General features: G+C 47.7%; 23 protein-coding genes. 13 read left to right on the forward strand and 10 right to left on the reverse strand.

Translation table 11 applies throughout. The features are described 5' to 3' along the window. The 4 genes from IQ257_RS15115 to IQ257_RS15130 form a co-directional block, all read left to right on the forward strand. The coding region (locus tag IQ257_RS15115) for an ABC transporter ATP-binding protein (protein WP_193933097.1) at window positions 1-811 on the forward strand (811 nt) is incomplete at its 5' end. 101 nt (window positions 812-912) lie between these two features. Next, window positions 913-1,536 carry a DUF4352 domain-containing protein gene (locus IQ257_RS15120; RefSeq protein ID WP_228060730.1) on the forward strand — a complete coding sequence of 208 codons (624 nt, stop codon included), beginning with the start codon at window positions 913-915 and terminating at the stop codon, window positions 1,534-1,536. 101 nt (window positions 1,537-1,637) lie between these two features. Continuing rightward, the gene (locus tag IQ257_RS15125) at window positions 1,638-1,844 is read left to right on the forward strand and encodes a hypothetical protein (protein WP_193874034.1); all 207 of its coding nucleotides are present in this window, start codon (window positions 1,638-1,640) and stop codon (window positions 1,842-1,844) included. Between the two features lie 110 nt (window positions 1,845-1,954). Beyond that, window positions 1,955-2,197 (forward strand): hypothetical protein, encoded by a 243-nt coding sequence (locus IQ257_RS15130; RefSeq protein ID WP_193874033.1) that lies wholly within the window; start codon window positions 1,955-1,957, stop codon window positions 2,195-2,197. A gap of 44 nt (window positions 2,198-2,241) precedes the next feature. Here the strand turns inward: IQ257_RS15130 and trmFO are convergent, their stop codons facing one another. The 3 genes from trmFO to IQ257_RS15145 form a co-directional block, all read right to left on the reverse strand. Next, window positions 2,242-3,582, reverse strand: coding sequence for an FADH(2)-oxidizing methylenetetrahydrofolate--tRNA-(uracil(54)-C(5))-methyltransferase TrmFO (gene trmFO, locus IQ257_RS15135; RefSeq protein WP_193874040.1), 1,341 nt, complete (start codon window positions 3,580-3,582; stop codon window positions 2,242-2,244). A 52-nt stretch (window positions 3,583-3,634) separates the two neighbouring features. Further along, window positions 3,635-4,141: an FHA domain-containing protein gene (locus IQ257_RS15140; RefSeq protein ID WP_193874032.1), complete on the reverse strand. Its 507-nt coding sequence runs from the start codon at window positions 4,139-4,141 to the stop codon at window positions 3,635-3,637. A 116-nt stretch (window positions 4,142-4,257) separates the two neighbouring features. Continuing rightward, window positions 4,258-5,553 carry a site-2 protease family protein gene (locus tag IQ257_RS15145; protein ID WP_193874031.1) on the reverse strand — a complete coding sequence of 432 codons (1,296 nt, stop codon included), beginning with the start codon at window positions 5,551-5,553 and terminating at the stop codon, window positions 4,258-4,260. 84 nt (window positions 5,554-5,637) lie between these two features. Between IQ257_RS15145 and IQ257_RS15150 the strand changes: the two genes are divergently transcribed. Beyond that, window positions 5,638-6,366: an MBL fold metallo-hydrolase gene (locus IQ257_RS15150; protein ID WP_322744348.1), complete on the forward strand. Its 729-nt coding sequence runs from the start codon at window positions 5,638-5,640 to the stop codon at window positions 6,364-6,366. A gap of 40 nt (window positions 6,367-6,406) precedes the next feature. Here the strand turns inward: IQ257_RS15150 and ctpA are convergent, their stop codons facing one another. Continuing rightward, the gene (gene ctpA, locus IQ257_RS15155) at window positions 6,407-7,645 is read right to left on the reverse strand and encodes a carboxyl-terminal processing protease CtpA (protein WP_193874030.1); all 1,239 of its coding nucleotides are present in this window, start codon (window positions 7,643-7,645) and stop codon (window positions 6,407-6,409) included. 358 nt (window positions 7,646-8,003) lie between these two features. Here ctpA and petB point away from each other — a divergent pair, with 358 nt between their 5' ends. The 4 genes from petB to IQ257_RS15175 all read left to right on the forward strand — a co-directional run bounded on the left by petB (window position 8,004) and on the right by IQ257_RS15175 (window position 11,054). Further along, window positions 8,004-8,672 carry a cytochrome b6 gene (petB, locus tag IQ257_RS15160; RefSeq protein WP_193874029.1) on the forward strand — a complete coding sequence of 223 codons (669 nt, stop codon included), beginning with the start codon at window positions 8,004-8,006 and terminating at the stop codon, window positions 8,670-8,672. Window positions 8,673-8,731: 59 nt separating this feature from the next. After that, a complete protein-coding gene (gene petD, locus IQ257_RS15165; protein ID WP_193874028.1) occupies window positions 8,732-9,214 on the forward strand; it encodes a cytochrome b6-f complex subunit IV in 483 nt (160 codons plus the stop codon). Between the two features lie 220 nt (window positions 9,215-9,434). Then, a complete protein-coding gene (locus IQ257_RS15170; RefSeq protein WP_193874027.1) occupies window positions 9,435-10,643 on the forward strand; it encodes a glycosyltransferase family 4 protein in 1,209 nt (402 codons plus the stop codon). Between the two features lie 21 nt (window positions 10,644-10,664). Beyond that, window positions 10,665-11,054: a hypothetical protein gene (locus IQ257_RS15175; protein WP_193874026.1), complete on the forward strand. Its 390-nt coding sequence runs from the start codon at window positions 10,665-10,667 to the stop codon at window positions 11,052-11,054. 39 nt (window positions 11,055-11,093) lie between these two features. Here IQ257_RS15175 and IQ257_RS15180 read toward each other — a convergent pair whose 3' ends face one another. Beyond that, window positions 11,094-11,522, reverse strand: a complete 429-nt coding sequence (locus IQ257_RS15180) for a hypothetical protein (RefSeq protein ID WP_193874025.1) — start codon at window positions 11,520-11,522, stop codon at window positions 11,094-11,096. A 175-nt stretch (window positions 11,523-11,697) separates the two neighbouring features. Here IQ257_RS15180 and IQ257_RS15185 point away from each other — a divergent pair, with 175 nt between their 5' ends. Then, window positions 11,698-12,030: a hypothetical protein gene (locus tag IQ257_RS15185; RefSeq protein WP_193874024.1), complete on the forward strand. Its 333-nt coding sequence runs from the start codon at window positions 11,698-11,700 to the stop codon at window positions 12,028-12,030. Between the two features lie 35 nt (window positions 12,031-12,065). Continuing rightward, entirely contained in the window at window positions 12,066-14,288 is a 2,223-nt protein-coding gene (locus tag IQ257_RS15190; protein WP_193874023.1) for a pentapeptide repeat-containing protein, read from the forward strand. Between the two features lie 121 nt (window positions 14,289-14,409). Here the strand turns inward: IQ257_RS15190 and IQ257_RS15195 are convergent, their stop codons facing one another. Then, window positions 14,410-15,744, reverse strand: coding sequence for a TrkH family potassium uptake protein (locus IQ257_RS15195; protein WP_193874022.1), 1,335 nt, complete (start codon window positions 15,742-15,744; stop codon window positions 14,410-14,412). 324 nt (window positions 15,745-16,068) lie between these two features. Between IQ257_RS15195 and IQ257_RS15200 the strand changes: the two genes are divergently transcribed. Then, a complete protein-coding gene (locus IQ257_RS15200; RefSeq protein WP_193874038.1) occupies window positions 16,069-16,947 on the forward strand; it encodes a methyltransferase domain-containing protein in 879 nt (292 codons plus the stop codon). Here IQ257_RS15200 and IQ257_RS30115 read toward each other — a convergent pair. The 4 genes from IQ257_RS30115 to gcvH form a co-directional block, all read right to left on the reverse strand. Continuing rightward, on the reverse strand, window positions 16,929-19,871 hold the full coding sequence (locus IQ257_RS30115; protein ID WP_228060731.1) for a CHASE2 domain-containing protein: 2,943 nt from the start codon (window positions 19,869-19,871) through the stop codon (window positions 16,929-16,931). The genes IQ257_RS15200 and IQ257_RS30115 overlap by 19 nt on opposite strands. Window positions 19,872-20,038: 167 nt before the next feature. Continuing rightward, complete coding sequence (locus tag IQ257_RS15210) at window positions 20,039-20,665, reverse strand: DUF928 domain-containing protein (protein WP_193874021.1); 627 nt, start codon at window positions 20,663-20,665, stop codon at window positions 20,039-20,041. Between the two features lie 314 nt (window positions 20,666-20,979). After that, a complete protein-coding gene (gene gcvP / locus IQ257_RS15215; protein WP_193874020.1) occupies window positions 20,980-23,916 on the reverse strand; it encodes an aminomethyl-transferring glycine dehydrogenase in 2,937 nt (978 codons plus the stop codon). Window positions 23,917-24,075: 159 nt separating this feature from the next. Continuing rightward, window positions 24,076-24,465, reverse strand: a complete 390-nt coding sequence (gene gcvH / locus IQ257_RS15220) for a glycine cleavage system protein GcvH (protein ID WP_193874019.1) — start codon at window positions 24,463-24,465, stop codon at window positions 24,076-24,078. An 85-nt stretch (window positions 24,466-24,550) separates the two neighbouring features. On the opposite strand from gcvH, the gene IQ257_RS15225 reads away from it, so the two are divergent. After that, window positions 24,551-25,372: an alpha/beta hydrolase gene (locus IQ257_RS15225; protein WP_228060732.1), complete on the forward strand. Its 822-nt coding sequence runs from the start codon at window positions 24,551-24,553 to the stop codon at window positions 25,370-25,372. The last annotated feature ends 54 nt before the right edge of the window (window positions 25,373-25,426 follow it).

Here is a 25,426-nt window from a genome sequence, read left to right on the forward strand (position 1 = left end):
GAGCAGAGGAGCTGGGGAGCTGGGGAGCAAGGGAGCAGGCAAGCCGAGGAAACTAGATTCTTCGTTGGCTCCATCCTCTATGAGTGGAGAAATTCGCTTTGAAGGCGTTTGGTTTGCGTACAAAAATGACGACTACGTTCTCAAAAATTTGGACTTTACCATTCGTCCTGGTGAAAAAGTCGCTTTAGTCGGTCCTACGGGTGCGGGAAAAAGTTCGATTATTCGCTTGCTGTGCCGCCTCTACGAACCCACACGCGGACGAATTCTGATCGATGGTATCGATATTCGCAGCTTACCCCAGGCAGAACTGCGGCGTCATCTGGGCGTTATTCTGCAAGAAGGATTTTTGTTTGCTGGGGATGTCAAGGGCAACATTGCTTTGGGTGAAACTTACTCCCTCGCAGAAATCCAAGGGGCAGCCCAAGCGACTAACGTTGATCGTTTCATCGAACAGCTTCCTCAAGGGTATGAAACGCAACTGCGAGAACGAGGCATGAATTTATCGGGGGGGCAAAAGCAATTGCTGGCATTTGCCCGTGCTGCCATTCGCAATCCCCGGATCTTAGTGTTGGATGAAGCTACAGCCAGCTTAGATGTGGGAACAGAAGCTTTGATTCAACAAGCCCTCGATCATTTGTTAGAAAGACGCACTGCCATTATTATTGCCCACCGCCTCTCAACTATTCGTAATGTAGACCGGATTTTGGTACTCAAGCGAGGGGAGTTGGTAGAGTCGGGTTCTCACGAAGAACTGTTGCAGCAGAATGGATTGTATGCGGCGTTATATAAGTTGCAGATGTTGGGAACTTGAGGCTGGATAGGGGTTCTTGTGTTGTAAGGAACACACTCGATTGTTTTTTTTGGCTCTCAGCTAACTGAACAAACGTCAACACTATGAATACAAGTTGACAAATGAATAAATTTATGTATCTACAATGGAGAAGACTGACTGGCTCGATCGCAACCATTACCCTTATTGCTGTAGCTGCGGGGTGTTCCGCTCCCGAACAGACTCAGAATAATTCTCAATCAAGCGATCGCACGTCTCAAGAAACTGCTTCAGCGCCTTCAGTATCGCCTCCCTTACCAGAGGTTCACGACATTGGGGAAGTCATTGCAATTGAGGATCAAAACCTCAACTTGCAGTTGACAGTTAACGGCGTGCGTGAGCATCCGGGAAAGGGGGTAATTAAACCCAATCAAGGAAATAAGTGGGTTGTAGTAGATACTCTACTTTCCAATAAGGGACAGGAACCTAAAACTTTTTCCGTGGTTTCCTTTGAAGTAGTAGATGATAAAAATAACGCCTATGAAGTAGCTTTGTTGGCAGGGGCACTAGAGGATGTAGAACTGCCTACCGGTGAGATTGCTCCAGGTGAGGAACGACGCGGTAAAGTGGTGTTTGAAGTGCCGGAAACGGCTAACGAATTGAAGTTGCTTTTTAAACCCAATAGTAACGAATGCGCAGCGGCTGAAACGGAGTCAAAGGCTTCAGAATCTTTGAAGTGTGAGCCGATTGCCGTGAAATTGGATTAACGAGAAGGGGAGAAAATTCAACATAAAAAAGAAAGGGTAAAAATTAATCCAGATTCTAACTTAGGGAAATAAAGGAAACTAGAGACAGGAGAAATACACTTATGAATACATCTATAAAAACAACCAAAGTCTACGACGAAATTATTGACTTCATTGCTGCTGGAACCACACCTCAAAGTGTAATAAATTTTAAACTATCGGAAGCAGTTAAAGAACGTTTATCTGACCTAATTTACCAAAGCAAAACCGAAGGACTGACACAAGAGGAGAAAAGTGAACTAGACAAATACCTAGTAGACAAGTTTTAGCTGAACTTTCTTTCCTTGGAGCTCTCCTACACTCCGTAAAATTTTTCACAATCTCTTTACAGAAAGAAGGCGCTTTCTTTGCAGTCTGTTTACATTCATCGTCTAGGATTGTGAACGGATACCGGACATTCGGCGAGACAATTAATATGCCTGACTATCAGTGGAAACTAACTATAATCGAGCGCAACTTATTACTTTCTAATTGGATAAAACTGATGCCAGAGGCGCAAGCGCAAATTTTAGAAGAGGCTGACGAACTAATGAAAGAGTTACCTTTATCCGATCAGCAACGGTTGCTTGCATTCCTGGAAACGCTCAAAAGCAACATCGTTAAAGAAAACTCCAAAAAATAAAATATCCCCTAGGACAGGCAACATGAGCTGTCGATGGTAGTTTATCAAGCTGCTGATACCCGCAACCTGCGATTCCACCCCTCCAAATCTGCCAAAGCGCGATCGCGATACGCCCCATACCGCTCTTTCTTACTCTTAATCGGCACCCCCAACTCCGGCAGAATCCCGAAATTCGGCGGCATCGGTTGGAAATGCTTCGGCGAGGCTGAACTGATAAACTCAAACAACGCTCCCATCATCATCGTTGGCGGTAGCGTGACAGGCTCTAACCCCAATACCAATCGTGCCGCATTAGTACCCGCCAGCCAACCTCCCGCTGCCGCTGCCGTATACCCTTCTGTCCCCACCAACTGACCGGCTGCCAGCAACGCCGGACGATTTTTAAACTGTAATGTAGAATACAGCAATTCTGGCGAATTTATGAAAGTATTGCGGTGCATTACCCCCATGCGCACAAACTCCGCATCCTCCAACCCCGGAATCAGGCGAAATACCCGCTTCTGTTCGCCCCAGCGCAAATTCGTCTGAAATCCTACCATATTCCATAACTGACCCGCCTTATCTTCCTGGCGCAATTGCACCACCGCATAAGGGCGTTCCGCACCCTCTCCCAAGCGAGGATCAAACAATCCCACAGGTTTCAGAGGACCGTAGCGCATAGTATCTTCCCCCCGCCGCGCCATTTCCTCAATCGGCAGGCACCCTTCAAAGAATTTAGCCGTTTCCTGCTCAAAATCCTTCAATTCCGCCTTCTGTGCCCCACACAATTCCCACAAAAAATGCAGGTACTGCTGCCGATTCATCGGACAATTCAAATAAGCGGCTTCTCCCTTGTCATAACGCGACGCCATAAACGCAATATCTTGATTAATCGACTCCCCCACCACAATCGGTGACGCCGCATCAAAGAAACTGAAGTAGTCCATCCCCGTGAAGCGCTGCAAGTCTTCTGCTAATTCCGGACTCGTCAGGGGTCCTGTTGTTAACACTACCACTCCTTCCGTGGGAATTTGCCGCACCTCACCCCGTCGTAACTCAATCAAGGGATGACTTGCCAAGGTTTCCGTCAATTCCCCACTAAAGACACCCCTATCTACCGCTAAAGCACCCCCCGCAGGCACCACATGGCTATCCGCTTTGGCAATAATAATTGAACCCAAGCGACGTAATTCCTCATGCAACAACCCCGCTGCGCGATCGCTTGACTGTGCTCCAAAGGAATTACTGCAAACCAATTCCGCTAGTTTCCCAGTATGATGGGCGGGACTGAGGCGCGTAGGTCGCATTTCATGCAAAACGACAGGAACTCCCGCTTGGGCAATCTGCCAAGCCGCTTCCGTACCTGCCAATCCACCGCCAATTACCTGAATTGTCTGTTTTTCCATCATCATATTGTGCTGACCCACTTCAAGATAGTTGGGGTTAGCAACCCGTCAACTAGAATCCCTCTTCGGACTCCTCAACCATACCCGGATCAATGAGGGTAATATCAAACGGATCGAGGGGTCCACTCTTTCTTTCTTCACGGTTGAGCATATAATACCTAGCACTCACACCTGCCCCAAATATGATTTCGTCCTCATCTTTGAGTTGGTGAGTTTGAAGCTTGCGACCATTAATCAATATACCATTAGCACTCAGTTGACCTTGAAGGTTGCCATCTATAATCTGATACTGGTAGGAACCTTGCTTCTCCTCTTGGCGTAGCAACGTTGCGTGTTGGCGAGAAACAAACATAGAGAACAGGCGGATATCTGACTTGCGATCTCGACCGAGAGAATACACCTCCTCTCCTAAGGAGATTACTCGACGTCCCTCGTCGTCTTCCACAATTAGCAAGTGAGTCTCTTCAAGTTCTGAAGGGTTTGAAGGTTTCCCTCTAAAACCAGTTGGCAGACTTTTAGCTTTAGATTGAGGGAATTGAGAGGTTTCAGCTTTCGACATTTTTTAAAATCCTTGGCGTTATGGGATGCGATAACAATAATGAATAGCGCCAGAGCAGTATGTTATCCACCAGTTTAACTACTGTGTTATTAAATTGGGAAAAGACTTACTAATCCTTACAGATTTAACCATTGAGTCACGGTTCCGGGGACGGGTAAAAGAATACTGACTAAAATGATCAGTACCAGCAATCCGCAAAAATCTCGCCAGTTGTCTAGTTCTGACACATCGTTCAGTGCCGGTTCATCAGCAACGGGCATTAATATCAAAATAATCGCCCACAACAGCAAATCTGGCTGAACCCATGCCAAAACCAGCATCAATAATCGGGTAATCTGACCGATTGCTGCCCCTGTTCGTTGACCAAACATCGCATGAACGATATGACCGCCATCGAGTTGTCCCACGGGCATTAAGTTAAACGCTGTCACCACTAACCCGATGTAACCCGCCACTGCCACAGGATGCAGGTTGATTCCCATCCCAGACGTTAGTTCACTGCCCAGTGCCAACTTACTCAGCAGGGTTAGCAAAAACGAAAATCTGGGATTGAGGGAGTTAATATTCAACAGCCCCGACTCTTCAGACAAAGGCACTAAACTAGAATGAGCTAACCCCCATAGTAATAGGGGAATGGTCATCAGAAAACCTGCCAATGGACCTGCAATTCCCACATCAAATAGGGCTTTGCGATTGGGTACGGGCGATCGCATTTGAATAAATGCCCCAAATGTTCCTAAGAAAAAAGGTACAGGAATAAAGTAGGGCAGAGTGGTGCGCATCTTGTAGAGGATTGCTGTCAGGTAATGACCGAATTCGTGAACGCTTAAAATTGCCATCAGCGCCAGTGCATAGGAGACTCCTTTCAGTAAAATAGCCGGATCAGATTGCACTTGTTGGAGGTCAAATCCAGCAATCTGAGTTGCTCCAATAACCGTAGTGGTAAATAAGGTAATGATTAGCAGACCTAACGCCAAACCCGGTCGCATCAGGGGTTCGCCTTCACTTTTCTCCTGGGCTTGGGGATTGGGTACTAGGGCAAAGAAGGGCTTGCCGCTAAAGCTTTCTTGAAAGATGACAAAAAAGCGATCGCCAAATTCGGCTTCAATATTTTCCCGCACAGTTTGGTAGGCTGCATCCGGGTTGGTGCGCAGTTTGCCACGACACAATACCGCTTGGGGGCGGTACTCCACATTTTGGAGATAGTAAACTCCCCAAGGAAAACAGTTTCTCAGTTCCGTTTCTTCCTGCTTGCTGATTGGACGCAAGGTTGACTTCTCAGCAGTAGGTGGAACCGTTTGTCCAGGGGCTGAACTTTCAGGAGTTGCCTGGGTGCGAGATAGGCTAGTAATGCGCCGCTTGATAATGAAGTATGTAATCAGACCCAATAAGATTAGGAGTAACCATTCCATAATGTAAAGTTAAGTATTGATCTAAAGGCTAGTTCTTGACAAACGCCAGTACAGTCCCATAAAAGTCACAGGTCTACAAGTATTGTGCAACCCGATTCCCCACAAGCCGATAAAGTTACCGATTCTCAAATCCCGTTCTCCGATCGGCGGTCTGCTACGCTCAAAACACCACACCTAGTCCTTGATTCCATTTTCGCATTTCCACCCAACCGAGATATTTTGGGCGGAACAGCTTATTTTATTGTAGAAAACGCCGCCAACTTCCTGATCGACTGTCCAGCTTGGAACGAACCGAACGAGCAATTCTTGCGCGAACGAGGGGGAGTGTCTGTACTGTTCATTACCCACCGAGGTGGCATCGGCAAAGCACGGGAAATTCAGGAAGCTTTGGGCTGTAAGATCGTGATTCAAGAACAAGAAGCCTACCTACTGCCAGGATTAGAGGTTGCTACATTTGAGAGCGAACTCACCCTTTCTTCCTCCTGCCAAGGGATTTGGACACCCGGACATTCTCCGGGTTCTGCCTGTCTCTACTCTAAGGCTGCGGGTGGCGTTCTCTTTTCCGGGCGTCACTTGCTGCCGAACCAACAGGGAGAACCTATTCCCTTGAGGATGTCGAAAACATTTCACTGGCGCAGACAGCTTCGCAGTGTCCAAATCTTAATGGAACGCTTCAATTTTGAAACATTCCGTTACATTTGTCCTGGTGCGAATACTGGCTTTTTGCGAGGTAAGGGGGTTATTGACCAAGCCTATGATCGATTAGTTCAACTAGATTTGAATGCCCAATTACAGGCAAAACCTGTCTTGTAAAAAAGCAAGTAGAGACGTTGCTGGCAACGTCTCTACTAAATCAGGTCGCGTCTGCTGCTAGCATTGGTTTTCTCGTCAATAGCTGCACTGCCGCTTGATATTGGTTATCTGCCGTCGTCCCTACCTCAGCGAGAGTGATTGCCTCTAAAGGCACTTCCACATCGGGTCTGATTCCTAACTTGTTGATATCACGGTGGTCGGGTGTCTCGTATTTGGCAACCGTAACTGCCAATCCTGCCCCATCCGTCAAATCAAATAACGACTGAATTAAGCCTTTGCCAAAGGTTCTCTCCCCAACTATCTTTGCCCTGCGGTTATCTTGCAATGCCCCTGCTAAAATTTCACTGGCGCTGGCTGTTCCCTGATTAACCAGCACGACTAACGGAGCTTGGGTGAGGGCAGGTTCGCTGGCTTCAAAGCTACCCATCATCCCTTGTCGATTGACGGTATAAACAACAGTACCTCGCTCCAACCAGAGGCGGGCTATTTCGATGCCGGCTTGCAGTAAACCGCCGGGATTGTTCCGCAGGTCGAGAATATAGGCATCTGCTCCCTTTTCCTCGAGTTGAGTGATGGCGTCTGCAACTTCTGCTGGGGCATTGGCACTAAATTGGGTCAAGCGAATGTACCCGACTTCGGTATCATCCGATGGGGAATCCAACATGGCATAAACGGCGTTGAGCGCAATGCGATCGCGTACTAGTTCAATTGACTTTTGTGCCCCGTTCGGGTCTTGAATTTTCAGCGTCACCATTGTGCCAATCGGTCCTCTCATCCGGGCGGCAGCTTCGTCGAGAGTTAGTTCTGAGGTGGGTTTCCCGTCAATTTCTATGATGCGATCGCGCGGACGAATGCCGGCTTGATCGGCTGGTGAACCTGCAATGGGTGCCACCACTGCCAATTGCCCCGTTTCACTATCTAGCGCAATTTGCAACCCCACCCCTGAGAGTTCCCCGGAGGTAGTAACCTGCAAACTCCGATATTGATCCGGCTTTAATAATCGAGTGTAGGGGTCTTCCAGACTCCCTAGCATCGTTTGAATCGCCTCATAAGTGGCATCACGATTCTCCAGGCGCTTTTTCAAGGCATTCTGACGCACCAACCACCAGTTCTGATCATTGAAGCTGTCATCGATATAGGCTTGAGAGACAATTCGCCACGCTTGGGCGAAGAGTTCTTGTTCTTCGGTAAAGGCTGAGGCGGGTGGCGTCCACCACACCGACATAAACAGGAGTTGACAGATTACTAAGAGTCCAACCCAGAAAGCTCGTTTGTGCATGGTAAAAACAGTTACTTCAGGCTTTGATGCTTTAATTTCTTAGTGTGACAGAGCCTTTGATCCTAAAATGCCATACCCTACACTCTTGGGTTGAGCGTCTTCTTCTGTGTGCGATCGCCCCCCCTATAGAGATAGAGTTACCGTCTGCCACACCTGCCTCTGTCAAGCTATGTTACATTTCTTAGATAGAGAACTTCAAATCAGGAACGCTAATCCTGATGAAGTGGGTCTCCGTTCCGCAAAAGCGGTGTCTCTTAGCAGTCTTACCCCGAAGTAATCGATCTCTCCTAGCGCCCCTGTGCCTATTGGAGGTCAAACTACGCAAAAACAGCACTATCCTTCTAGCAATTTTGGCTTCATGTTTTCTAAGCAAGTAACCGAATCAAGCGCCTTTAAATGGTTTGAGGAACGTCTAGAGATTCAAGCACTCGCCGAAGATGTTACCTCAAAATACGTGCCTCCTCACGTCAATATCTTTTACTGCCTGGGTGGGATTACCCTTGTATGCTTCATCATCCAGTTTGCCACTGGATTTGCCATGACCTTTTATTACAAACCTACGGTTACTGAAGCATTTGCCTCCGTGCAGTATTTGATGACCGAAGTGAACTTTGGCTGGCTCATCCGTTCCGTCCACCGCTGGTCTGCCAGTATGATGGTGCTGATGATGATTTTGCACATCTTCCGGGTATACCTGACGGGTGGATTTAAAAAGCCTCGCGAACTCACCTGGGTGACAGGCGTGATTTTGGCAGTCATTACCGTTTCATTCGGAGTGACTGGCTATTCACTGCCTTGGGATCAAGTTGGCTACTGGGCAGTCAAGATTGTCTCTGGCGTCCCTGAAGCCATTCCTTTTGTGGGTTCGTCTATTGTCGAACTGATGCGCGGCGGTACGAGTGTCGGACAAGGCACCCTAACTCGCTATTACAGTCTGCATACCTTTGTTCTACCTTGGCTGATTGCAGTTTTCATGCTGCTGCACTTTATCATGATTCGCAAGCAGGGCATTTCCGGTCCCCTATAAATGGCTTTTCGGAGATAAACCTTGCTGAATCTTTGTTAATAAGGAGAATAATTTTAACGATGTCGATCCTCAAAAAACCGGATCTAAGCGATCCACAATTACGTGAAAAACTCGCTAAGGGGATGGGTCACAATTACTATGGCGAACCCGCTTGGCCCAATGACCTTCTCTACACGTTCCCCATTGTAATCATGGGAACAATCGCCCTGTGTATCGGTTTAGCAGTGCTTGATCCAGCGATGATTGGCGAACCGTCCGATCCATTTGCAACGCCTCTGGAAATTCTACCGGAATGGTACTTGTATCCTGTTTTCCAAATCCTACGAGTTGTTCCCAATAAACTTTTGGGTATCTCCATGATGGCTGGGATTCCCTTGGGTCTAATCCTAGTTCCCTTTATTGAGAACGTCAACAAGTTCCAAAACCCGTTCCGCCGTCCAGTGGCAACCACAGTGTTCATGATTGGCACCTTGGTTACCCTTTGGTTGGGCATTGGTGCTACCTTCCCAATCGATACATCTTTTACCTTGGGTCTGTTCTAATTTCTTAATTCCTTCGTTTAAATGCCTGTAAATGCCTTAGCCGTACATCAGTACCCCCAAGGTGTTTGCAGGCATAAATTTTTATAACGTTGTGAAAATGATAGTGTAGAACTGTGGAGCGTTTGTGCAGTGGTCACTTTTCGCTTTTTCAGGAAATCCCTATCCCAAATTACCAAACCCCAATTGCCAATAACTAATTCAGTTGAGGGACAAAAACGGTTTGAAGCACCAGAATCATACCACAATTAACCAGGTCTTTGTTTTTCTAGAGATTTTTGAAAAGGAAGGGGGCATTCAGTCCTACGTCAAAAATCTTTTGGATGCTTATCGATCGCTTAATTCTCAGACGGAGCATGAAATTGCCGCTGATGTGTTTTTGCTTAGAGATAAACCCGGATGTGATAATCCTTTAGATAGCTATCCCCTCAAATTTCATTATCTAAAAAGCCCCCATCCCAAACTGGGTCGTCTGAGATTATCCGCAGCCCTTCTGCAATGTCTGTGGCAGCAACGCCCAAACCATGTCTTCTGCGGTCATATCAATTTGGCACCCCTAATCCAGCTTCTTTGTCAGCCACTGGGGGTTCCCTATACTATTCTGACCTATGGCAAAGAAGTTTGGAATCGATTGCCGAGTTTGCAACATCAGGCTTTGAACTCTGCAACAGAAATTTGGACAATCAGCCGCTACAGCCGCGATCGCGCTTGTGCGGCAAATAACTTAGACCCCCAGAAGGTGAAAATTTTTACCTGTATGGTTGATGGAAATGCCTTCACCCCCGGAACCAAACCCCCTGCACTCATCCAGAACTATGGTCTTGAGGGAGCTAAGGTATTAATGACGGTGGCGCGGTTGTGGTCGGGTGATATTTATAAAGGAGTAGATGTCACGATTCGGGCGTTGCCTGCGATCGCCCAAGTGTTTCCAGAAGTCAAGTATCTGGTAATTGGTCGGGGTGATGACCAACCTAGACTAGCAGGGCTGGCGCAAGAGTTAGGAATTGCTGATCGGGTTGTCTTTGCTGGATTTGTCCCCACCTCTGACTTAGCCGATCATTACCGAGTTGCTGATGCCTATATCATGCCCTCTCAAGAAGGGTTTGGGATCGTCTATCTAGAGGCAATGGCCTGTGGCAAACCCGTACTCGCTGGTAATGCAGATGGTTCTGCTGACCCCCTACAGGACGGACGCCTTGGCTGGCAAGTCCCGCACCGAAACCCTGAAGCTGTTGCTGCTGCTTGTATTGAAATTCTCAAGGGGGAAGATCTGCGCTGCAACGGTGAGTGGTTGCGAGAACAATGCTTGGCACAATTTAGCCAAGATGCTTTTAGAGAACGGTTAAACCAGCTTGTCAATACCACGGCGGCGGCGATCCCTACTAAAGCCATCCGGCGTTCCCCATCTCAGGTTGAAGCGAATGTGGACTAGGATGGAAATGTTCCATCCCAAATGAGTTCCGTGAACCAGTACGATCCTAAACTTGTTCAGTTTAACTTATCAGGTGTGGGCTGTTGGCTGACACTCTTAACGGTATTTTTGTTGCTAGGAACGGTTGGCTTGGGCTGGCTAGTCAACGGTTTTTTTATTCTAGTAGCCCTAGCATTAATGGCACCAGCCGTTGGATGGCTCGCATTTCGCTGGTGGCTGAGACGCAACCTGGTTGAAGACAACTGTCCAGTCTGCGCCTACGAGTTCACTGGTTTCAACCGTACCGAGTGCCGCTGTCCCAACTGCGGAGAACCCTTACGAGTCGAACAGGGACATTTCAACCGCTTGACACCTCCTGGTACGATTGATGTTGAGGCTGTAGAGGTGTCGGTTCAACAGCTTGAAGATTGACAATTCACTCGTTGCCCTTTAGTTTAGCTGCCAGCTTTCTTAACGAACTTGAGTGATTGACAGCAGATAGGGATGCTCTTCTCCTGCGAGATCGCCGATGTAAATTTGGTACATACCTTCCTCCCAAAACCCTGGCGCTTCGAGGGTATTCCCAGAGGAACTACCCTGTAGGACACAGGAATTCCCGTTCGGAGATTTAATCAATAGGGTGGGTTGACCTGCACTCTCCACGCTGAAGCGCAAGTAATTGAAGTTATCGCTCAAGTTCACAACTACATTGGGCGCTGCTCCAATCTTGCCGCAGCCGCCACTATCTTGCACTCCTCCAGACGTACCCGTCACGACTAGGGGATCGGGTGTGAAGTTGGGTGCAAGTTGTATCGTTTCAGAACGAACTGGCGCAATCGTGGTTAATAGCGCTGCCAAAGTGGTAGGAATAACGAGCCAATGGTTAAATAGTTTCATCATTATGTCATCCCCTAACCTTTTCTCCAGTCTTCCTAATACAATTGTCCTAAATCACTAGACCGTTTGGCGCGGGAACTGTTCCTGTTTGCCAAGTGTCACTACAGAATCTTTATGGAGTTCAGGTGGCGAGGGGTGACAAACAACGTTTTAGCTTTAGCCTGTAGGTAATCAACTGATGAACCATCCTAACTATCAAGACTATGAGCGCAGACTTCAAGAGATAGAAGTGGAACTAGAACCCGACTCAGGGCGCTTCTGGCAACCTACTCGACAAGACGGTTTTCCAGATTCTCACCCCGTTAAGTCGGTATTAAATCAACTTACTAACTGGTTTAATAGGCTGCCGACGGTTGGTAAAGTTATTGTAGTGATTATGGCGGCAAGCATAGGTTTTTCCGTGTTGAGGAGCGTTCTTCAACTGGTTGCCTCAGTGATTAGTCTTGCCCTATTGGGAACAATGCTGTACTTGGCGTACAGGTTTTTCATCACTTCCCAGTCTCGTCAGTAAGTGCAAACCCTTTTCTCGTAGCGTGAGATGTAAACATGACTAGCCCTACCGTAAAGCGAGTTAAAAATCAAGAGGTTAGTCGGTCATTTCCGCTGCGACTGCACCGAACCTTGCCGCTCGTAACTCGGCGCTGTGCGGCTTTTGTTTTAGAAGTCTCCCTAGTGGCAGGGAGTGCCTTGGTGCCTTACAGTATTGGGTTGTATGCCAAAGAGAACTTCACTGCCGAACCCGTTCCCCTCAATCCGATGGTGGCATCCACGGAGGAAGCGATCGCCAAAACACTCGCTTACCCACGAGCACGGCTAAACCGACAAGTCGCGCCCCTAACCAATTTGTTCTGGTGTGGGGCGCTCGTCATGCCCGTAGTAGTCGTAAGTTGGCAGCTTTATCTGCTCTCGAAAACCGGTCAAACCACGCCCAAACGCTGGTTTGGAGTACGGATCGTTGATGCTTATGGAGCACATCCTGGTTTGATTCGGGCAGTTTGGCGGGAAGCAGTGGGACGGTGGGGATTGCCAGTAGGAACTGCCTATTTACTCTGGCGTTATACGGGAGCCTTTCCTGATTTTGGAATTTTGCTAGGATTGGCGGGATTCATGCTGCTAGCAGAAAGTGCTAGCGCCCTGTTTCACGCCCGATCCCGCACTCTGCATGATCGCTTGGCAGGAACCTATGTCTTAGAGGCAGATCGGACAGTTTCCTCACAGCCAAACCATTTTGGGGCATGGCAGCCAGTCGGACACAACCAATCGGTAACATTAGAGGTGGAAAATGGCTGGTCATCGCACCAGGAGACATCGAACGGTCAACGACGCAACTCTTCAGTAACCACCATCGTTCTCACCCCCAAAAGCCGCCCATCGCCACCCCTGAGTCTTTGGTGGTGGATGCGCCGTCATCCAGGTTTAACCCTGCTGATTCTGTCCTTTGCGGGAATGGCGTCTGTATTGGGAACCTTTGTCGGCACCCAAGTTTACATTCAAACTCAGGCGAATCGGCGCGAGTTCAACCAGCAGAACAACGAGGTATTTCTGGCGCTGGTGAAACAATTGAGTTCTACCTCGGCAACGGCAACTGAAGAGCGGCAGGGGGCAATTCTGGCGTTGGCACGGTTGAATGATGGTCGTGCTGTGCCGTTCTTGGTGGATTTACTGGGTCAGGAAAAGACACCCAGTTTAATTGATACCATTCAGCAAGCTTTGGTGAGTAAAGGGTCAGAAGCCCTACCTGCTCTGCGAAACCTGAATCAATCCTTGCAAAATGACCAGAAAACGCTACAGTACCGGGGAACTCCAGAAGAGCAGCAGTTGGTAGCGTTGCGGCAAAGGGCTACCAATCGGGCGATCGCTAAAATTCTCACTATCTACAGTAGTCAAATCCATGATGCTGATTTAAGCCGTACAGACCTGAGTCAGGTGAATAGCGGGGCAGCTCGATTTGCCTTAGTGTTGGACAACCTCGACCTAGCGGGGATCAACTTCCGTTCGGCTATTTTGATTGGAGCTAGTTTCAAGAGCAGCCGTTTCTACGGTGCAGGTGAGGACGAACGCCTCGGCACCTTCGATGATTGGATTGCTGATCTCAGCGGTGCTGAACTCAAAGAAGCTGACCTGACGGGTGCGGTTTTAAACAACGTCGTTATGAATCGCACTAATTTAATCCGGGCTACTCTCAACCGCGCTAATCTATCTGACAGCTATTTAATCGGTGCTAACCTGAGCAGCGCTCAACTTATTGGTGCCGATTTACGACGAGCCGTTTTAGAAAAAGCCAGCTTGACCGGTGCGGATTTAGGGGATGCTAAACTTGCTCTCTCCAACTTGCATGGTGCAACTCTGGGGCAGGCTAGTGCAGTAGGCAGCGATTTCGCCTTTGCTGACTTGACTCAATCGGATTGGCAAGGTGCTGACCTTTCGGGAGCTAAATTAAACAATAGCCAACTCCAAAGTGCCGACCTTAGCTCTACGAATCTAACGCGGGCGAATCTCAACAATGCTCAACTGCAAAATGCCAAGTTGCAGAATGCAAACCTGAGTGCAGCCGATTTGCGGGGGGCGAACGTGTCAGGAACGGATTTTCTGGGAGCCACCTTTGCCGCTGCTACACCTGTCAGTTCCAATGGATTTATTACGCTGCCACCGACGGATACATCCGGTGCTCGTGTACAGGGGGTTAATTTTGCCAGAGCGAAAAATTTAGATACCAAACAATTGCAGTATATCTGTGCTAGAGGTGGGCGTCATCCTGAATGTCCTTGAGTTTTTTCCCTTAACCTCCTACAGCACTTTCCGAGTCGGTGTGATACAGTTCCCCCCTTGGTTGGCTATTCATGAAGCTTATAGAGTCTACCTTTTAGTTAATTTCGCCACCCAGTCAGACCTATCCCACAAGCAGGTTTTCCTCTGGATAGTGAATTTTACTGGGGCGGGGTTCTCCCAAAAGCGCTGCCATGAGCAACAAAATGCCGACTCGTCCGATGTACATGGTCACGATTAAAATCAGCTTACCCCATGGTGATAGACTGGCAGTGATGCCAGTAGACAGACCAACAGTGGCAAAGGCTGATACAACTTCAAATAAAAGTTCAATAAACTCGATTTGGGGGTCAGCGATAGAAATTAAAACCGTCGAAACAATTACGGTGGCGACGGAACCCACCAAAGCCCCCACAGCCTTTAAAATTAGCGTAATGGAAACTTGACGCCTGTAGAGATGAACTTCCTCTTTGCCTTCTAAAATAGCCTTCGTGCAACTCACTAAAACACGGAATGTCGTCGTTTTTAGCCCCCCACCCGTACCACCTGGGCTAGCTCCAATAAACATTAAGGCAATACTAATAAATAGTCCAGCCGCCGTCATTTGACCAATATCAATAGCATTAAAACCAGCCGTTCGCGTTGTGACTGACTGAAACCAGGCATTGAGCATTTTATCCTTGAGGCTGAAGTCTCCAAGGGTTCCGCCGTTGGTCACTTCGACAAAGAAAAAGGAAATAGTACCAATTGCTAAAAGGAATAAACTTGTACTCGTTGCCACTTTAAAATTGAGAGAAAACGTCAGCTTAGTACCTCTGTGCAGTAAGCGATCGCGCAACCATAAGTACAGCTCAAAAATCACCTGTTCCCCAATTCCCCCGAAGATAATTAATCCTGTAATAATGAGAATTAAGAAAACAGAGGATTGATAGCCGATCAAACTATCCTCAAACAAACTAAAGCCAGCATTATTCCAAGCACTAACACTGTGAAAGACAGCGAACCACAGCCCCCGATCAAATCCAAAGTCGGCAGCAAACACGGGTAAAAGGAGAAGGGTGCCAGTGATTTCAAAAATCATTGCCATGGCAATGATTGAGCGAATGATAGAGGCACTTGATTCCAGCCCCGGTCGATCCAAAGCTTTTTGAATTGCAATTTTATGCCTCAAGTCAAACCGACGGCGCACCAGCAGCAGCAGAAAGGTCGTTATAGTCATGTAACCTAACCCGCCAAGCTGGAAAAGGGCAAGAATGAATGCCTCACCCACGTTAGAAAAATAACTGCCGGTATCGACAACAATCAGACCGGTCACACAGACAGCCGAGGTAGCCGTAAATAAAGCCACAATAGGGTCGTTCCACGTACCGCTACTCGTCGCAATCGGTAGCATCAGCAGCAGAGTCCCCACAGCGATCATAGTCAGGAATCCTAGGCAGATAGTTCGGGAAATGGTCATGGTTTAGAGTTAGGTTCCGGGAAAGGGTGAGATTTGCTTGTGAGTTTCAGGAGTACAATGTACGGGCTAGCCCGTGCCTCCACCAGTCAACAACGCTGAATCTTGTGTGTTCAATATCTTATAATTTGCTTAACCCAAAACTTTAAAACCCATGGTCAGTAACCTGATTGATTGACAATCACTTCATGCGCCCTCACCCCCAACCCCTCTCCCCAGAGGTGAGGGCTTTCTAGGCATCTGCTCACAAGTTTTATCAGTCAACCATGGTCAGTGCCTGTATCCTCTGATAAGCTGATTCCGGTTCAGGCACAAGTGCAGCAAACGATGACTTCAACCCTCAAGCGTCAAATTCAACAATTTTACGATGCCTCTTCAGGACTGTGGGAGCAGGTTTGGGGCGAACATATGCACCATGGCTATTATGGTGTCACGGGCAACGAGAAAAAAGACCGCCGTCAGGCGCAAATTGATTTAATTGCAGAACTTCTGAAATGGGGTGGAGTCAAGCAAGCCGAGCATATTCTCGATGTAGGTTGCGGAATTGGTGGCAGTTCTCTTTATTTAGCACAACAATTTGGTGCTAAGGTTATGGGTATTACCTTAAGTCCGGTGCAAGCCTCAAGAGCGACAGAACGAGCAAAAGACGCTGGGTTAGCTGAAAAGGTTCACTTTCAGGTTGCTGACGCCCTGGATATGCCCTTTGCCGATGAGAGTTTTGATTTTGTCTGGTCGATGGAAAGTGGGGAACATATGCCAGATAAGGAAAAATTCCTGGCAGAGTGCTATCGAGTTCTGAAACCAGGAGGAACCTTCCTAATGGCAACCTGGTGCCACCGCCCGATAACGCCAGCAACGGGAGAACTAGCCACAGATGAAAAAAAGCATTTAGAAGAGATTTATCGAGTATACTGCTTGCCCTATGTAATTTCCCTTCCCGACTATGAAGCGATCGCTCACAATCTATCCTTCCAAAACATTCGCACGGCAGATTGGTCAGATGCCGTTGCACCATTCTGGGATATTGTAATGGATTCAGCCTTTGAGCCGAAAGCGATTTTTGGATTACTGCAAAGTGGTTGGGGAACTATACAAGCAGCACTATCATTAGGGTTGATGAGTCGAGGTTATCGGCGTGGGCTGATTCGGTTTGGGTTGCTTTGTGCCGAGAAGTTGCCGCCAACCAATCACCCATCGATGTTGTAACAGCGTTCTCGATAAATTTGAGTGACGCGATCGCTAGGAACGACCTGCAAACACTCTTCAAACCGTTGTGCTGCTTCTTTGAAATGTCCGAGATGATAGAGCAACAAAGCTTCTTCAAAGAGGCTTTTTGTCATCAATTTACCTTGCTTGAGTTCAGGTGGATCGGCATCAAATACCTCAAAGACGGACACCATTTCTGATTTTCCCTTAACCTGTACCCGCTCGATAAGACGTATAGCATATTGAGTTGCATCTTGCAAGCGCCAAAAGGTGTGGTGAGAGATTAGCAGCGAGACTCCGTACTTTTTTGTCAATTCTTCTAGACGAGCGGCTAAATTCACAGCATCACTAATGACTGTGCTATCCATCCGATGGTGTCCTCCCACCGTTCCCAACATCAAAGAACCTGTATTAATGCCAATGCCAATATGAATGGGCGGACGCTCCGGTCGAGTGCGGGTTGTATTGTATCGAGCCAACCGACGTAACATGGAGATTGCGGCTTTAACTGCATCATCAACACTGCCGCTAAACAGCGCCATAATTGCATCGCCAATGTATTTATCAATAAAGCCGTTATTCTCAACAATAGCCGGTGCCATACGAGAGAGATAGGCATTGATAAATTTAAAATTCTCTTCTAAGGAGATTTTTTCCGACAGAGTGGTGAAGTTACGAATATCGGCAAAGAGAATAGACATTTCTTTTTGCACTGCCTCGCCCAACTGCACATCGACAATGCTATCTTTATCCAATAATTGGAGAAATTCTTCCGGTACAAAGCGCTTGTAAGCTCGGTTGAGTTGATAGAGTTGATTGGTAAATTGCAGTCGCTCTGCTTCTGCCTGCTTGCGCTGGGTAATATCTTCAACAAAACCTTGATAGTAAAGCAGCGCTCCATTGGCATTGCGGATCGCACGGGCATTCTCCCGAATCCAGATGATACTACCATCACGGCGGTAGACTTGAGACTCAAACCCAGAGATGGCACCGTGCTTTTGCATTAATAGAATAAATTCTGTATAGCAGTGCGGATCAACGTACAGTTGATGCTGGATGTGGGTAAGCGTGGCTATCAACTCCTCAGGAGAATCGTAGCCATAGAGCTGTGCTAGGGCAGGATTGGCACTGATATAATGTCCGTCTGGTGTAATTTGAAAAATGCCTTCTAAAGCATTTTCAAAAATACTGCGATACTTTTGTTCTGCTTGTTTGAGTGCCTCCTCCGCTCGTTTGCGTTCGGTAATGTCTTGAAAGGCAGCGATCGCATAAGTAATCTTACCCGCTTCATCATAAATAGGAGTTCCCCAAATTTCTAGGGGAATAATACTACTGCCTTGATGAAGTTCAATATCCTCCGTAGTTGAACTTTTACCCTGCAACGCCTGCACGATGGGCAGCTTTTCAGTAGGGTAAAGTTGATTGGTTCCGGCAATATAAGCCTGATAAACTTCGGACAAGTGTTCAGAGGTAGTTGAAGGTACGATGCTTTTGCCGTATAACTCTTGCGCCCTCTGATTGATAAAGTAGACTTTGCCATTAGCATCTAACACCGTTACGCCCACTGGCACAGCTTCCAGAAATTGAGCCAACCGCCTCTCGCTTTCCCGTGCTGCTTCTTCTGCCTGTCGGTGCAACTCGGCTTCAATCACATCGGAATGAGCCGTCGTGGTTTCTAGTAAAATTTCTAAGTCACTAGTGTAACGCTGCCACCCCCAGCTCTGATAGATAGCGATCGCAATAGCAGAACCCGTTAACGCGACTAAGGGGGAAACCAGAGGCAACCACCAGCTTGCGAGAAAGGCTAGATAACTGCCTGCAATCAGACTGCTACCCGTTAAAAAAATACTGATACCCAGTACTGTCCATCGCCAAGACACCTTCCAAACCTCTGCCCGAATGATCGCCCAACTGCCCCCAGCACCCATCAACGACCAAACCCCAACCCACAGCCATTCTAGGGGATCGGGCAAAACCCGAATCAGAGGACGATTTTCTTTCGCAGCACTAACGATTTGGCTGGTTAAATTGGCATGAACGACAACACCTGGCATTTGCTGGCGACTGCCAATGGGAGTGGTGCTGTAGGGTGTAAAGAAAAGATCATTGGCACTTTGTCCGGTTGCGCCAATCAAAACAATCTTATCCCGCACTAAGTCTGGCGGAATTCGGTTTTCGAGAACCTCAGTCAACGATACAGTCCGAAAATTTTTTTTAGCTCCGCGATAGTTCAGCAGTATCTGATAACCACCCGCATCAGCTCGGACATAACCCCCCTCATTTCCCTGAAACGGAACGAATACCGCTTTTCCCAACCGCAACTGCTTCTGAGCAACTGGCTCAAGAGTAATGCCTTCGGCTTCCAAATACATCAGTGCCAACTTCGCTCCTAAACTGAGTTGAGTAGACCCATCCTCCAGCTCAACAGAAAGCAAACCCCGACGTACCTTACCATCAGCGTCCAACACCATATCCGCCATAGCCACTTGGTCAAGTTGATTTAAGACGGGCGGTGGTTCTACCGTATTACCCACTACTTTTTCTACACCAACTAGGTTCGGCGTAGATTTGAATACCTCGACTAACGCTTGATAACCGGGTTGCACAGGTAAATCTCGATAAAGATCCAGACCAATTGCTCTAGGCTGTTGAGCGTTCAGTGTCTGAAGCAATTGAGCTAACTGAGCATCTGGAATGGGCCACTGCCCTACCTTATTAATATCGGATTCATCAATCGTGACGATAACAATGCGGGGGTCAACTGGCTCTAAGGGACGCAACTGAAAAAACTGATCGAGAACAACCCATTCGAGTAGCTGAAATAATCCGACAGAACTTATACCAATGACAAAGCCTGCTACCGTGGGGGTAGAAATCAGTACCCCTTGCCAATTAAAAATTTTCTGCTTAAGCTTTCGCCACATGTATCAATGGCAATCAGAATTAACACGATTACAACCCCTGATTGCTAATTGTTCATTAGCCCTCAAGTTTTTGATACCCGATGCAGTCCCACGTTTATTTTAATCACGGCTCAATGCGATCTCTTGGACTTTACCACTTCCCATCAGCAAGCTCTAGATAAGTCCCCCTAAATACCATCCTTCCCGTAAAAGGCAGCACGCTCTAGAGGGGATAACTCCATAACTTGACTAATCAGCACGGGATCGGGTTCAACTCGCTGAATTTGTCCCATTATCGTAGGACTATCAGGTCTGAGGTTTTGTTCGCAAAGGATAATGAATGACCACTGGTATTGCTTACCCTTTTCTAAAGCGGGTGCTTCTGCTGGAAGCTTAAAGCGAAGAAGTCCCGGAGTTGTGGGGAGAGACACCGATTTCTGGTAGAAATAATCCTCTTGTTCGTCCTTAAGAATAAATAATGCCTCTCGTGCTACCGTTTGAGGCAGGTGAACAAAAAACATGGGATGTTCTACCACCGTTAATCCATAGGTTGTTGCTGGCTTAAATGGAGTAACAGGCGTACTCGAAGGGGTTACGTCCCCAGGACACAATCCACCGCTACGAGATGCTCCTCCTGCCGTATCTTTGGGTTTTCTATTCCCTTGAGGATCGAAGGTGACACGAGTAGTTTGACCAGGCAACAACGATTCTACCTGTGCTTTTACCTGAGTGGGCAAACTAGTAGCCATCAGGAGTTCCAGGGACAAAGCGACTGAAAAAAGCTTAAGAGGTCGAAGCAAATGTTTTCTAGCCATGATGGAAAACCTTTGTGATGAAAGACTACTATTAGCCAATCCCATCGTGGTAGGGATCAAGAAAGGAACTGTATGGGTAATACTACAGCACCCCTCGAAATTGAGGTGATTGACTACGAGGTGCAAATACCGTGGTTGATCGAGGAAACATCGGCACCATGGTGATAACCATAACCCTGGATTTGCTAGTTCACCCTTAGCGGTTATTTCTTTTGTAGAGGATAGGGGTCAAACCCCTCATTTAGGATTGACCTCCCTATCATACCTTGGAATGATGCGAATGTGTTCTAAGTAGGTTAATCACGAGAAATAGGCTATTCTGGTGAATACGCCTCCATGCCAATACAAGAACAGACTAAATTGCGATCGCCATAGGCATTGTCGATTCGCCCAACTGAAGACCAAAATTTGTGTTCCCGTGTCCACGGGGCTGGGTATGCTGCCTGTTCACGAGAATAAGGTCGGTTCCAATCCCCAGCAATTAAGACTTCTGCAGTATGGGGCGCATTTTTCAAGACATTATTTTCCGCGTCTGCCTCACCCAACTCAATCGCCTCAATTTCTGTGCGAATGGCAATCATCCCATCGCAGAATCGCTCCAATTCATCTTTTGACTCACTTTCCGTCGGTTCTACCATCATCGTCCCCGCCACGGGCCACGAAACAGTAGGAGCATGGAAGCCGTAATCCATGAGGCGCTTGGCAATATCGTCTACTTCGATGCCTGCTGATTTTTTGAGCGATCGCAAATCTAAAATACATTCATGTGCCACTAAACCGGATTTCCCCTTATACAAAACCGGATAGTAAGGTTCTAACCGACGGGCGATATAGTTAGCGTTGAGAATAGCGACTTTCGTTGCTGCCGTCAAACCCGCCGCCCCCATTAGGGCGATGTACATCCAAGAAATCGTCAAGATGCTAGGACTGCCCCAAGGTGCTGAAGCAACAGCCCCAATTCCTTGTTTGCCTCCCGTCTGCATGACAGAATGCCCAGGCAAAAACGGCACCAGATGAGGCATTACACCAATCGGTCCCATACCAGGTCCCCCACCCCCATGGGGAATGCAAAAGGTTTTGTGCAAGTTCAAGTGACAGACATCTGCGCCATAATCTCCCGGACGGCACAACCCAACTTGGGCATTCATATTCGCACCATCCAAGTAAACTTGACCGCCATTCTCATGAACGATATCGCAAATTTCCTTAATCTGTTCCTCAAATACCCCGTGAGTTGAAGGATATGTGACCATTAAAGCGGCTAAGTTATCGCCGTGCTTCTCAGCTTTTGCCCTTAGGTCATCTAAGTCAATATTTCCCTGATTGTCACAAGCAACCGCTACCACCTTTAAACCACACATCACCGCACTGGCAGGGTTAGTTCCATGTGCCGACTGGGGAATCAAGCAAACGTTTCGATGTTCTTCGCCCCGTTGTTCGTGGTACTGACGAATCACCAACAATCCCGTATATTCACCCTGAGAACCGGCATTGGGTTGCAAAGATATGCCCGCAAAACCTGTAATCTCTGCTAACCATTCCTCAAGCTGCCGGAACAATACCTGATACCCTTGGGTTTGAGACAGAGGAGCAAACGGATGCATCTTACTAAATTCCGCCCAAGTTACTGGCATCATCTCCGCCGTTGCATTCAGCTTCATCGTGCAGGAACCCAAGGGAATCATTGAAGTAGTTAGGGATAAATCCTTAGCCTGCAATCGGTGAATGTAACGCAATAACTCAGTTTCTGAATGATAGCGGTTGAAAACTGGATTCGTTAAATAACTGCTAGTACGAGTAGCAACGGTATTGAGAACTGTTAACTCTTCCACTGTAAAAGGCAACTCATCACTACCCAAAAAAATCTGCCAGAGGTCGAGTATGTCTTCAACTGTAGTCGTCTCATCTAAAGAAATACCCACAGCACTAGCATCGAAAACTCGCAGGTTAATTCTACGCGCCTCGGCAGCTTCTAGAATGGTTGTCAAAGAGTGAGTTCCCAGTTCTACCCGCACAGTATCAAAGAATAAGTCTGACCCAATCTTGTACCCTAACCGCTTCAATCCTGCTGCTAGCATCAGTGCCAACCGATGCACCTTCAAGGCTATAGTTCTGAGTCCTGGCGCTCCGTGGTACACCGCATACATACTGGCTATTACTGCCAACAATACCTGAGCGGTACAAATATTACTCGTGGCTTTGTCGCGGCGGATGTGTTGTTCGCGGGTTTGTAGGGCGAGGCGCAGGGCGGGTTTGCCTTGAGCATCCTTGGATACACCGACAATTCGCCCCGGAACTTGGCGTTTGTAGGCGTCTCGCGTAGCAAAATAGGCGGCATGGGGTCCCCCGTATCCGAGGGGAACGCCGAAGCGCTGGGTACTACCTACGGCAATATCTGCCCCAAATTCACCGGGGGGTGTAAGAAGCGTCAGGCTCAGGGGGTCGGCTGCGACGGTGGCTAGACCGCCCACCTCATGAACTTTTTTGATAAACTCTCGATAGTCGTAAATTGTACCATCGGTTGCCGGATATTGTAGCAGTGCTCCGAAAATCGGCAGCTCAAACCCAAAGCTGTGATGGTCGCCTACAATTACGTCAATTTCTAGGGGTTTAGCACGGGTTTGTAAGACTTCAATGGTTTGGGGGTGGCAGTCTTTTGAAACAAAGAAGGTATTCGCTTTTGTCTTGCACAAGCCATAACTCATGCTCATTGCTTCTGCGGCTGCGGTGCCTTCATCTAGCAAGGAGGCATTAGCAATGTCTAGACCGGTCAGGTCAATAATCAGGGTCTGAAAGTTGAGCAATGCCTCCAACCGCCCTTGGGCAATTTCGGCTTGATAGGGGGTGTAAGCCGTGTACCAGTCCGGGTTTTCCAGGATATTGCGCTGAATGACGGGTGGGGTAATGCAGTCGGAATAACCAATGCCGATAAACGACCGGAACACCTGATTTTTTGAGGCGATTTCTTTGAGTCTGGCAAGGGCGGCGTACTCGCTTTGGGCGGGGGGTAAGTTGAGGGAACGATTGAGCCGAATTCTGGGGGGGACAGCTTGCTCAATTAACTCGTCTAAGGTGGAAAAACCCAAGACTGCCAGCATTTGTGCCACTTCATTGGCACCCAAGCCGATATGCCGCCCTACAAACGAATCGGTCGATTCCCGGTTGTCTGAAGAGGAGCAATGGGGCTGAGAGTCAGGAATGATTGGATTGTCTTTTGCATCCTGGTTAACTGTGACGTTCAGATTACGCATATCAAACCGATTGGTGGTAGGGCTTTGGTGTGTGGCACTTTACTAAAGTTATATAAAGTGCAACTTCTTATTATTCTGTAACAAACCCTCCAAAATGGCTCTCAGCGTCCACCATCAACGGTTAACGGCTTTCCCTGCTCTCGTGTAACGTGTAACAGCTTACTCCCCTTCTACCTGGATGCGATACTCATCGGCAGACAGCGCATCTAGCAATTCATCGGCATCATTAATTCGTACTTTCACCAACCACCCCTCACCGTAAGGGTCTTCGACGATGAGTTCGGGAGACTCTACAATGGGTTCATTTCGCTCGATTACTGTACCGGAAATCGGGGCGTACATATCCTCAACCGCCTTCACCGATTCAACGGAGCCAAAAACCTCCCCTTTTTTTAGGGCATCACCAATTTCCGGCAGTTCTACAAATACGATGTCACCGAGTTGGTCAACCGCAAACGCACTCATGCCAATCGTAGCAATCTCGCCATCCAGTCGTACATATTCGTGGCTGTCAAGATATTTTAAGTCCTCAGGATAGTCCAGAGCCATCTCACGTCCTCAATCTCCAGCAAAGCTAAGTTTACAACTTCCACGTCAAGTCCGATGTACCCTAATGGATGATTATGCCAAATTTATGAAACCAAGCCTCAAACTACGACTGTTTGGTGAATTTACCCTCAAGCGACTGGTGCGATCGCTTATCTTTATCTATGCCTTCTTGTGTTTATACATCTTTTTCGCCTCAGACGGAATGATCTTTGTGCCTCAACCCTCTAGCTATCAAGACACCCGCGATATTATTAAGCTAACGACTACCGATGGGTTCCAACTTTCCGCCGTTTATTTACCCAATCCAGCCGCCACGTATAGCATCCTCTACGTTCACGGTAACGCTGAGGACTTGGGTGACATTCAACCCGTGCTGCAAAAGTTACATAGTATAGGGTTTAGCGTCTTTGCTTACGATTATCGCGGCTATGGTACGAGTCAGGGAAGTCCTTCAGAACGCCATGCCTATCAAGATATCGATACAGCTTACATCTATTTAACCCAGCAGCTAGGAGTGCCACCGGAAAAAATTATCGCTTACGGGCGTTCAGTGGGTGGGGGTTCGGCAGTCGATTTAGCTGCACGCCAACCCATTGCAGGTTTAATTGTGGAAAGTGCGTTTACCTCCGCGTTTCGGGTAATCCTACCGATTCCTCTTTTACCCTTTGATAAATTCCCGAACATTGACAAGATTAAGCAGGTGAATTGTCCAGTATTAGTAATACACGGAAAAGCCGATGAAATTATCCCCTTTTCTCATGGGCAAAACCTGTTTGCGGCTGCACCTGAACCTAAACTTTCATTATGGGTGGATGATGCGAGTCATAATGATTTGATGTGGGTGGCTGGGGAGGAGTATGAAGAGATTTTACGGGAATTTAAACAGTTAGTTGGTCTCCGAGAGTGAATTCAGTTGTGGTTTCTGAATTCGGAATAGGGTTGATAAGGATAAAGGTAAGTT

The sequence above is a fragment of the Coleofasciculus sp. LEGE 07092 genome, from assembly GCF_015207375.1.
Lineage (GTDB): Bacteria > Cyanobacteriota > Cyanobacteriia > Cyanobacteriales > Coleofasciculaceae > LEGE-07092.

Coding starts and splice junctions, on each gene's coding strand:
- IQ257_RS15120 (WP_228060730.1), top strand. CDS start 913: ATGAATAAATTTATGTATCTACAATGGAGAAGACTGACTGGCTCGATC.
- IQ257_RS15180 (WP_193874025.1), bottom strand. CDS start 11,522: ATGATGAAACTATTTAACCATTGGCTCGTTATTCCTACCACTTTGGCA.
- petD (WP_193874028.1), top strand. CDS start 8,732: ATGTCGATCCTCAAAAAACCGGATCTAAGCGATCCACAATTACGTGAA.
- IQ257_RS15210 (WP_193874021.1), bottom strand. CDS start 20,665: ATGGCTAGAAAACATTTGCTTCGACCTCTTAAGCTTTTTTCAGTCGCT.
- IQ257_RS30115 (WP_228060731.1), bottom strand. CDS start 19,871: ATGTGGCGAAAGCTTAAGCAGAAAATTTTTAATTGGCAAGGGGTACTG.
- IQ257_RS15225 (WP_228060732.1), top strand. CDS start 24,551: ATGAAACCAAGCCTCAAACTACGACTGTTTGGTGAATTTACCCTCAAG.
- gcvP (WP_193874020.1), bottom strand. CDS start 23,916: ATGCGTAATCTGAACGTCACAGTTAACCAGGATGCAAAAGACAATCCA.
- trmFO (WP_193874040.1), bottom strand. CDS start 3,582: ATGGAAAAACAGACAATTCAGGTAATTGGCGGTGGATTGGCAGGTACG.
- IQ257_RS15190 (WP_193874023.1), top strand. CDS start 12,066: ATGACTAGCCCTACCGTAAAGCGAGTTAAAAATCAAGAGGTTAGTCGG.
- ctpA (WP_193874030.1), bottom strand. CDS start 7,645: ATGCACAAACGAGCTTTCTGGGTTGGACTCTTAGTAATCTGTCAACTC.
- IQ257_RS15195 (WP_193874022.1), bottom strand. CDS start 15,744: ATGACCATTTCCCGAACTATCTGCCTAGGATTCCTGACTATGATCGCT.
- IQ257_RS15200 (WP_193874038.1), top strand. CDS start 16,069: ATGACTTCAACCCTCAAGCGTCAAATTCAACAATTTTACGATGCCTCT.
- petB (WP_193874029.1), top strand. CDS start 8,004: ATGTTTTCTAAGCAAGTAACCGAATCAAGCGCCTTTAAATGGTTTGAG.
- IQ257_RS15185 (WP_193874024.1), top strand. CDS start 11,698: ATGAACCATCCTAACTATCAAGACTATGAGCGCAGACTTCAAGAGATA.
- IQ257_RS15175 (WP_193874026.1), top strand. CDS start 10,665: ATGAGTTCCGTGAACCAGTACGATCCTAAACTTGTTCAGTTTAACTTA.
- IQ257_RS15140 (WP_193874032.1), bottom strand. CDS start 4,141: ATGTCGAAAGCTGAAACCTCTCAATTCCCTCAATCTAAAGCTAAAAGT.
- gcvH (WP_193874019.1), bottom strand. CDS start 24,465: ATGGCTCTGGACTATCCTGAGGACTTAAAATATCTTGACAGCCACGAA.
- IQ257_RS15125 (WP_193874034.1), top strand. CDS start 1,638: ATGAATACATCTATAAAAACAACCAAAGTCTACGACGAAATTATTGAC.
- IQ257_RS15145 (WP_193874031.1), bottom strand. CDS start 5,553: ATGGAATGGTTACTCCTAATCTTATTGGGTCTGATTACATACTTCATT.